Origin of the sequence: Rhodopseudomonas sp. BR0G17, from assembly GCF_010907025.1 — a bacterium.
GTDB classification, from domain to species: Bacteria; Pseudomonadota; Alphaproteobacteria; order Rhizobiales; family Xanthobacteraceae; genus Rhodopseudomonas; species Rhodopseudomonas palustris_H.
Window position 1 is genome coordinate 1 of record NZ_QUML01000257.1, and the last position, 380, is coordinate 380.

Genomic DNA, 380 nt, shown 5'->3' on the forward strand with positions numbered 1-380 from the left:
GCGCATAGATCGCGGCTTTCGCCGCCGGTGCGACATAGAGCGAGCCGTGCCGCAGACCTTCGATTGCCGCGGGGCTTATGGCGTCAATCGCCGCCTCTGCAATGCAGACACGCTTCGGATCGGCGGCGCCGAGCCGGAACAGCACCTTCATCCCGTCCGTCGCGAAGCCGCGCCATTCCGGGCCGCGCTCTTCCTAGCCGACGACGGCGCCAGCATCATCGGTGTGAGCCGCCCACATACTGCCATACGGACCCTCGCGCAGGAGATCCTGATCGACCACTTCCTGAATGAGGTGGTCGGGAATGGCGCGCGTCTCGGCAAGATAGCGCCAGGCCGGCGAGCCGGGGCGCGGCTTCAGACGCTCGGCCCAGCGGCGGGCG

The 380-nt window shown here is 68.4% G+C and carries 1 protein-coding gene; it reads right to left on the bottom strand.

All coding sequences use genetic code 11. The annotated features are described in order from the left end of the window. Positions 1-193: 193 nt before the first annotated feature. Positions 194-380, bottom strand: a 187-nt coding sequence (locus DY467_RS26935; RefSeq protein ID WP_502706468.1) for a DUF3991 domain-containing protein, incomplete at its 5' end; no start/stop codon positions are given.